This window comes from Deinococcus sp. YIM 134068 (assembly GCF_036543075.1).
GTDB lineage: Bacteria > Deinococcota > Deinococci > Deinococcales > Deinococcaceae > Deinococcus > Deinococcus lichenicola.
This window is the reverse complement of record NZ_JAZHPF010000015.1, coordinates 81,134-89,258: the sequence shown is the minus strand read 5'-3', so window position 1 is coordinate 89,258 and position 8,125 is coordinate 81,134. Positions and strand designations below refer to the sequence as shown.

Below are 8,125 nucleotides of genomic sequence, written 5' to 3'. Positions count from 1 at the left end.
CGGCGGTGCGGGACAATCCGGGGCTGGAGGCCGTCGTGATGGGCAAACACGGCCTCGTCACCTGGGGCGAGACCTCGAAGGAGAGCTACGAGACGACTCTGCGGATCATCGGGGAGGCGCAGGCGTACCTCGACGCGCACCGAGACGAGCTGCCGTTTGGTGGAGCGGCGGTCGACAGTGTTGAGGCGGCGCAGCGGGATGACCTCCTGACCCGTCTGCTGCCCGTCCTGCGCGGCGCGATGCGCGGCGCTCGGCCGGTGATTCTCAATGTGGACACCAGCCCCGAGGTCATGGAGTTCGTGAACTCGAACGTAGCGGCGGAACTCTCGCAAGTGGGTGCCGCGTGCCCCGACCACCTCGTGCACACCAAGCGCACACCGCTGTTCATCAACTGGCGCTTCGGAGAAGGCGAGGAGGTGCTCCTCCAGAAGGCCAAGGACGCAGTCGAGCAGTTCAAGGGCGAGTACGCCGCGTACTTCGAGGAGAACAAGGGCGAGGGCGACGTGATGTTCACCCCCAGCCCGCGCGTGGTGCTCATCCCCGGCCTGGGGATGGTGAACAGCGGACCCGACGCACAGGGAGCCGACGTGTCCCGACAACTGTACCTGCGTGCCATCCAAGTGATGAAGAGTGCAAGTAGCCTCGGCGGGTTCGTCTCCCTCACCGCCGCCGAGAGTTACGCGGTGGAATACTGGCCGCTGGAACTGTACAAGCTCGCGCAGAAGCCCGCCCCGAAGGTGCTGGAGGGGCACGTCGCCCTGGTGACGGGCGCTGCCAGTGGTATCGGACGTGCTATCGCAAGGCGGCTCGCGGCTGATGGTGCGCACGTCGTCATCGCGGACCTGAACGCGGAAGGTGGGGGGCAGGTCGCGGCGGAGATCGTCGGGGAGCGCGGCTATAAGCGGGCGACTAGCGTGGGCATGAACGTCACCTCAGAAGAGCAGGTGCAGGGTGCCTACACGCACGCCGCCCTGAATTATGGCGGCGTGGACATCGTGGTGAACAACGCGGGCATCGCCTCCAGCGCCCCCATCGAGGAGACCAGTCTGGAGATGTGGAACAAGAACCAGAGCATCCTCTCCACCGGCTACTTCCTCGTGGCGCGCGAGGCGTTCAGGGTCATGAAGGCGCAGGGCACGGGTGGCAACCTCGTCTTCATCGGCTCCAAGAACAGCCTCGCCGCCGGGAAGAACGCCGCCGCGTACAGCGCCGCGAAGGCCGCCGAGATTCACCTCGCCCGCTGCCTGGCGGAGGAGGGTGGGGCGCACGGCATCCGGGTGAACTCGGTCCTGCCCGACAGCGTGCTCTCCGGCTCGGCGATCTGGGACGGCAAGTGGCGGGCCGAGCGGGCGGCGACGTACGGCATCCGGGAGGACCAGCTCGAAGAGTTCTACCGCCAGCGCAACACGCTGAAGGTGAACATCCTGCCCGAGGACATCGCGGAGGCCACGTTCTACTTCGCCACGCCCGCCGCGAGCAAGACCACGGGCGGCATCCTCACCGTGGACGGCGGGGTGCCCATCGCGTATGTCCGCTGAGGTCAAACGTCACGTCGCCATTGACCTGGGCGCGTCCAGTGGGCGGGTCGCGCTGGGGACCATCCGGGACGGGCGGCTGGAGGTCGAAATCCTCCACCGCTTCCCGAACGGTGGGGTGCCCGTGCGCGGCGGGCTGTACTGGGACGTGCTCGGCCTGTGGCGGGAGATTCTGCATGGCCTGCGCCTCGCCTCGCAGCACGGCCCCATCAAGAGCGTCGGCGTGGACTCCTGGGCGGTGGACTACGCCCTGCTGGACGAACATGACCTGCTCCTCGACGGGGTTCACCACTACCGCGACCGGCGCACGGACGGCGTGATGGACGAACTGCTGACGGTCCTCCCCCGCGACGCCGTGTATGAGTTCACGGGCATCCAGTTCCTGCCGTTCAACACCGCGTACCAGCTCGTCGCCCACGAGCGGCAGGCACCGGGCATCCTGGGCCGCGCCCGCTGCCTGCTGATGGTGCCGGACCTGCTGCATTTCTGGCTATCCGGCCGCCGCGCGACCGAACTGACCAATGCCAGTACCACACAGCTCTACGACCCGCGCGAGGGGACCTGGTCCGGGCCAGTCCTGCGCGCCTTCGGCCTGGCTGGCGCACTCCTTCCCGAGATCGTTCCTCCGGGCACGCCCCTGGGGGACATCACGCACGAGACGGGTCTGTCAGGGACACAGGTCGTGGCACCCCCCACCCACGACACCGCCTCCGCCGTGGCCGCCGTGCCCGCAACGGGTGAGGGCTGGGCGTACCTGTCGAGTGGCACGTGGTCCCTCGTGGGCGTCGAGACCCCGACGCCCGTCATCACGCCCCAGGCCCTGACGTACAACCTCACGAACGAGGCCGGAGTGAACGGCACCACCCGGCTCCTGAAGAACGTCATGGGGTTGTGGATCGTGCAGGAGTGCCGCCGCGCCTGGGGTGACCCAGAGTACGCGCAGTTGTACGGCGACGCGGAGGCCGCACCGGCGGAAGGTCCCCTGATCGATCCGGACGATCTCCGTTTCCTGCCGCCCGGCCTCGACATGCCCGAACGGGTCCAGCGGGCCTGCGAGGAGACGGGTCAAGCCATCCCGCGGACACCTGCCGAGATCACCCGTTGTGTTCTGGAGAGCCTCGCCTACCGTACGGCGGAGGTGCTCTCACAGCTTGAGGACGTGACCGGGCAGGCCATCTCCACCCTTCACGTGGTGGGAGGAGGCGCGCAGGTCCGCTTTCTGAACCAGCTCCTCGCGAACGTATCCGGGCGCGTCGTGATAGCCGGGCCGGTCGAGGCGACCCTGATCGGCAACCTGCTCGTGCAGGCGGAAGCGTGCGGCAGTATTCCCGCCGGAAGCTTGCGCAACATCGTCCTGGCGTCCGGGGGCCTGGAGACATTCGAGCCTCTCACGCCCGTTCCTCCCGAACGGCTCGCCCTCTTTCGTCGAGTGGGCCGTTTCCAATCCATGCAGCCCTGAAGAGTCCGTCGATGATTGGGACGGGCAAGTTGGCTTGCGATGTCCGTCCCGGTCCCCTTGATCACCCACGTTAACCGTTCGAGGTTTCCTTGTGCAGATCGACCTGTTCATTACCTGTCTCAATGACGCCATGTTTCCCCGTACTGGCGAGGCGACCGTCAAACTCCTCGAACGCCTGGGGCACACGGTCCGCTTCAACGCGGCGCAGACCTGCTGCGGCCAGATGCACTTTAACTCCGGCTATCAGGAGGACGCTCTGAAGCTCGTCCGCCATTTCGTAGAGACCTTCCGGGACGCGGAAGCCATCGTCGCCCCCAGCGGCTCGTGCGTCGGGATGGTCCGCGACCTGTACCCCCGCGCCGCCGAGTGGGCCGGAGACGAGGCGCTGCTGGAGGAGGTCAACGCCCTCACGCCGCGCGTCTTCGAGCTGAGCGAGTTTCTTGTCAAAGAGTTAGGAGTTGAGGACGTGGGCGCCTACTACCCGCACCGCGTCACCTACCACCAGACCTGCCACGCGATGCGGATTCTGCGGGTCGGGGATGCACCCTTGAGGCTCCTGAAGAACGTGCGCGGCCTGCGGCTGGTCGAGTTGCCCGACGTGGACCAGTGCTGCGGCTTCGGCGGGACCTTCAGCGTGAAGAACGCGGAGACGAGCACGGCGATGTTGGCAGACAAGGTGCAGAGCGTCCTGAGTACACGGGCCGAAGCCTGCACGGCGGGCGACAACTCCTGCCTGATGCACATCGGCGGGGGGCTCTCGCGCCTGCAAGCGGGCACCCGCACCGTCCACCTCGCCGAGATTCTGGCGAGCACCGAACAGGAAGTGTTCGCGTGAGCCCGTCGTTGCCAGGCAGGGCGGCCTGCCCGTTCGGATGTGGGCCGATGTCGCGCGAGGGGTCCTCATGAGCGCGGGCGGGATCATTCCGAGGAAGACCTTTCAGGACGCGGCCCACGAAACCCTCTCCAACGCGCAGATGCGCCGCAACCTCCAGCACGCCACCACGACCATCCGTGACAAGCGGCTGCGGGCCGTCTCTGAACTCCCCGACTGGGAGGAATTGCGGACCCAGGGCGCGGCGGTCAAGGACCACGCCCTCGCTCACCTCGGCGACTATTTGCTGGACCTGGAGGCCGCCGTCCAGAGGGCGGGCGGGCAGGTCCACTGGGCGCGCGACGCGGCGGAAGCTCGGGAGATTATCGGGAGCATCGCTGAGGGCCACGGTGTCCGCGAGGTCATCAAGGTCAAGTCCATCACCACCGACGAGATCGAACTCAACGGTGGCCTCTCGGAGCGCGGCATCCACGCCATCGAGACCGACCTCGCCGAACTGATCGTGCAACTCGCCGAAGACCGCCCCAGCCACATCCTCGTCCCGGCGATCCACCGTAACCGGGCGGAAATCCGGGACCTCTTCCGGCGCAAACTCGGCGCCGACCTCCTCACCGACGAGCCTAAACAGCTTGCCGACGCTGCCCGCCTTTACCTGCGCGAGAAGTTTCTGAGTACGAAGGTCGCCGTCTCGGGCGCCAATTTCGCCATCGCCGAGAGCGGCACGGTCTGCGTCGTGGAGTCCGAGGGCAACGGGCGCATGTGCGTCACGATGCCGGAAGTCCTGATCAGCGTCATGGGCATCGAGAAGGTGCTCCCGACGTGGCAGGACGTGGCGGTGTTCCTCCAACTGTTGCCCCGCTCCTCCACCGCCGAGCGCATGAACCCCTACAACTCCTTCTGGTCTGGCGTGCGGGAAGGCGACGGCCCGCAGGAATTCCACCTCGTCCTCCTCGACAACGGGCGGACGGACGTGCTCGCCGACGAGGTGGGGCGGCAAACGCTGCGCTGCATCCGCTGCTCCGCCTGCCTGAATGTGTGCCCGGTGTACGAGCGCGCGGGCGGCCACGCTTACGGGAGCGTGTACCCCGGTCCCATCGGCGCGATCCTGACGCCGCAACTGCTGCACCTGGAGGACAAGAATGCGAACACTCTTCCCTGGGCCAGCAGCCTGTGTGGCGCGTGCTATGACGCCTGCCCGGTGAAGATCAACATCCCCGAGGTGTTGCTCTACCTGCGTGGGAAGATCACCGAGGAGAAGCCCCTGAATGCGGAGGCCATCGCCTTCAGGACCGCCGCCTGGGTGATGAGCGAGCCGCACCGCTTCGAGGGGGCGATCAAGCTCGCGCGGACAGGGCAGGGGCCGCTCGTGAAGCAGGGCGCCATCCACACTCTGCCGGGGATGCTCGGCGGCTGGACGGACACCCGCGACCTGCCGCCCCTCGCCGCGCAATCCTTCCGCGAGTGGTGGAGGAAACGGCCCGCTCCTCCAACCCGTGAGACCGACGGCGACGCCCAGCTCAGCGAGGGCGAACTCCTCGGCCCGCAGCGCACGGACGACCGGGGGCCGGTGTGAACGGCGGGGCGAAGCTCGACATCCTGACGCGCATCAACCGCACCCATGCCCGGCAACAGGAACCGTTCGCGCGGGTACCCGTCCGTCCCTCGGCCCGTCCCCATGCCGAGGTCGTGGAGCAGTTCGCCGAGTTCGCCGCCGAGTACCGGGCGAATGTCGTGCGGGTGGACGCAGGCAGATTGCCAGAGGCCATCCGGGCCGCTCTCCTCGTGCATGGGAACGAACGGGCGGTGGTTCCGCACGACCTCCCGGAAGAGTGGCTCCCTGCCGGGCTCGCCGTGACCCGGGACATAACCGGAGTGACGGACCTGACACCCTTTCAAGCGGTGATCACGGGTGCGGCGGTCGCAATCGCGGAAAGTGGCACGGTGGTCCTCGACCACGGCCCTGGGCAAGGCAGGCGGGCCCTGACGCTGGTGCCCGACCATCACCTCTGCGTCGTGCGTGAGATGCAGGTCGTGGACAGCTTGCCGGAAGCCGTCGCACGCCTTCGAGAGAGCGTCCTGGCGGGCCAACCCCTCACCTGGATCAGTGGGCCGAGCGCGACCTCGGACATCGAACTCAGCCGCGTGGAGGGTGTGCACGGCCCCCGCGTGCTCGACATTCTCCTCGTGCAGGAGGACACCCATGCCACTTCCTGAACCCTTTCCGGAACTCGACGAACTCATCACTTCCATCGGCGAGGCCGGACACCGTGTGGCCGCGATGGACGCCAGTGAAGGGGGGGCCGGGAACCTCTCGGTCTGCCTCGGCTGGCCGGTCGAGGTGCGCCGCCGCTTCCCCAACGGCGAGGACTTCACCCTGCCGCAACCCGCCCCGAACCTCGCCGGACGGGTCGTGCTCGTCACCGGCTCCGGGCGCAGGTTGCGCGACATCCGCCAGGACCCCGAGGCGAACCTGGCAGCCGTCGTGATGGGTGAGGATGGCCGCACCGCCCGGCTGTACACGTCCCCGAGGCGGCTGTTCGAGCGGGTGACGAGCGAGTTCAACTCGCACCTCGCCGTACACGACGACCAGGTGGGGCGCTCCGGCACGAACTTCCACGCGGTGGTGCACGCTCAGCCGCCGCACCTGACCTACCTAAGCCATATCGCCGCCTACCGGGACATCCGCACCCTCAACGAGAAGCTGCTGCGCTGGCAGCCGGAGACCATCGTGAACCTGCCCGAGGGCGTGGGCGTGCTGCCGTTCATCCTGCCGGGCTCCCCGGCCTTGATGGCCGCGAACATTGAGGCGCTCCGCGAGCACCGGGTGGTGCTGTGGAGCAAGCACGGCGTGATGGCGCGCTCGGACGTGAGCATCACCCGAGCGGTGGACCGGGTGGAGTACGCGGAGACGGCCGCGAAGTACGAGCACCTCGACCTCACGAGTGGGGGAAAAGGCGAGGGCCTTTCCCGGGACGAACTACGTGAAGTGGTGGAGGCCTTTGGCGTGCCCACCAAGCTGATCTGACGAGGAACACGACTCGCCCCTCCGGATAAGAAAGCGCGGCCTGAACGCGCCTCCCCCCTTGACGCACTCAAACTTCTTGATCCCGTCCTAAGGGACGGATAAGCGCGTTATAGCCTCAATCGCCCGAAAACCCCCGTTAGGGCGGAGCGCAGAAAGGTTGCCGGAGGCGTAAGGTGGGGTATGAAGCCGTACTCAGAAGACCTGCGGCAACGTGTGATGGCCCGGTTACAGGCAGGAGATCGGGTCAAGGTGGTGGCGCAGCGGTACAACGTCGATCCCCGAACGGTGGAACGCTGGCGTACACGCCAGCGAGAGGAGGGCCATGTGCGTCCTCACCCCATCCCGGGACGACCCCGCAAACTGGACGCCGCTCAAGAGCAGCGCCTGGCAGAGCAGAGCGACCAACATCCCGACGAGACGTTGGCCCAGCACACCCAGCGGCTGGCACAAGAACAGCAACTTCAGGTGTCACGGCAGACGGTGGGACGACTGTTGTTACGCCAGGGACGGACGAGAAAAAAAGACGCTGTATGCCAGTGAACGCGATGAGGTCGTGCGCCAGGAGTGGCGCACGACCATGCAACAACACCCCGCAGACCAGCTCGTGTTCGTCGATGAAAGCAGTACGCATCTGGCCATGACGCCGCTGTACGCGCGAACACCACGCGGGAAGCGCGCCTATGGTGCGGTTCCCAGAAACAAGGGTGCCAACATCAGTCTGCTGGCCGCCCTGACCCGTCAGGGGATGACGGCGGCCCTGACCGTCCCCGGGGCCGTGGATGGGATAGTCTTCGAGCGCTACATCGAACACGTTCTGCTTCCTGAGTTGTCTCCTGGACAGACGGTGGTGATGGACAATCTCAGCGTGCACAAGAGGGCACGCGTCGCGCAACTCCTGCACGACCACGGCTGCACCCTCCGGTTTCTGCCCACCTCCTCCCCCGACCTGGCCCCCATTGAGGGTGGGTTCAGTAAGGTCAAGACGCTGGTTCGCCGTGACCAACCCAGGACCAGAGAAGCGCTCGACCAATCGATTGGTCGAGCGCTGGCTGCCGTTTCCACGGACGATGCCCAAGGCTGGTTTCAACGCTGTGGCTACCTCCTGACTCGGCAACCCTTATGATCCCCGCCCTAAGAACTCAAATGCTGTCCCAGTCGGCATTTCTATCCACTGTCCCCAAAGAAGCGGTGTGGCGAACCTGGGCGGAGTTCATTCGCCGCACGTCCATACAGCCCAAGCGACCAGAGATTTGCCTTTCAGCCTTGGAACAAGG

General features: G+C 66.6%; 8 protein-coding genes. All 8 read left to right on the top strand.

Going from position 1 to position 8,125, the window contains the following annotated elements:
- Positions 1 to 1,538 (top strand): bifunctional rhamnulose-1-phosphate aldolase/short-chain dehydrogenase (gene rhaD, locus V3W47_RS14220; RefSeq protein ID WP_331825882.1); only part of this gene is annotated, 1,538 nt, incomplete at its 5' end.
- Complete coding sequence (locus V3W47_RS14215) at positions 1,528 to 2,994, top strand: rhamnulokinase (RefSeq protein ID WP_331825881.1); 1,467 nt, start codon at positions 1,528 to 1,530, stop codon at positions 2,992 to 2,994. The genes rhaD and V3W47_RS14215, both read left to right, overlap by 11 nt.
- 91 nt (positions 2,995 to 3,085) lie before the next feature.
- Positions 3,086 to 3,829: a (Fe-S)-binding protein gene (locus tag V3W47_RS14210; protein WP_331825880.1), complete on the top strand. Its 744-nt coding sequence runs from the start codon at positions 3,086 to 3,088 to the stop codon at positions 3,827 to 3,829.
- Between the two features lie 67 nt (positions 3,830 to 3,896).
- The gene (locus V3W47_RS14205) at positions 3,897 to 5,399 is read left to right on the top strand and encodes a LutB/LldF family L-lactate oxidation iron-sulfur protein (RefSeq protein ID WP_331825879.1); all 1,503 of its coding nucleotides are present in this window, start codon (positions 3,897 to 3,899) and stop codon (positions 5,397 to 5,399) included.
- The gene (locus V3W47_RS14200) at positions 5,396 to 6,040 is read left to right on the top strand and encodes a LutC/YkgG family protein (protein ID WP_331825878.1); all 645 of its coding nucleotides are present in this window, start codon (positions 5,396 to 5,398) and stop codon (positions 6,038 to 6,040) included. Before V3W47_RS14205 ends, V3W47_RS14200 begins: the two co-directional genes overlap by 4 nt.
- Positions 6,027 to 6,851: a class II aldolase/adducin family protein gene (locus V3W47_RS14195; protein ID WP_331825877.1), complete on the top strand. Its 825-nt coding sequence runs from the start codon at positions 6,027 to 6,029 to the stop codon at positions 6,849 to 6,851. The genes V3W47_RS14200 and V3W47_RS14195 overlap by 14 nt, the downstream gene beginning before the upstream one ends.
- Before the next feature lie 180 nt (positions 6,852 to 7,031).
- Entirely contained in the window at positions 7,032 to 7,391 is a 360-nt protein-coding gene (locus V3W47_RS14190) for a helix-turn-helix domain-containing protein (RefSeq protein ID WP_331825876.1), read from the top strand.
- A gap of 37 nt (positions 7,392 to 7,428) precedes the next feature.
- The gene (locus V3W47_RS14185) at positions 7,429 to 7,974 is read left to right on the top strand and encodes an IS630 family transposase (RefSeq protein ID WP_331825875.1); all 546 of its coding nucleotides are present in this window, start codon (positions 7,429 to 7,431) and stop codon (positions 7,972 to 7,974) included.
- Positions 7,975 to 8,125 lie beyond the last annotated feature (151 nt).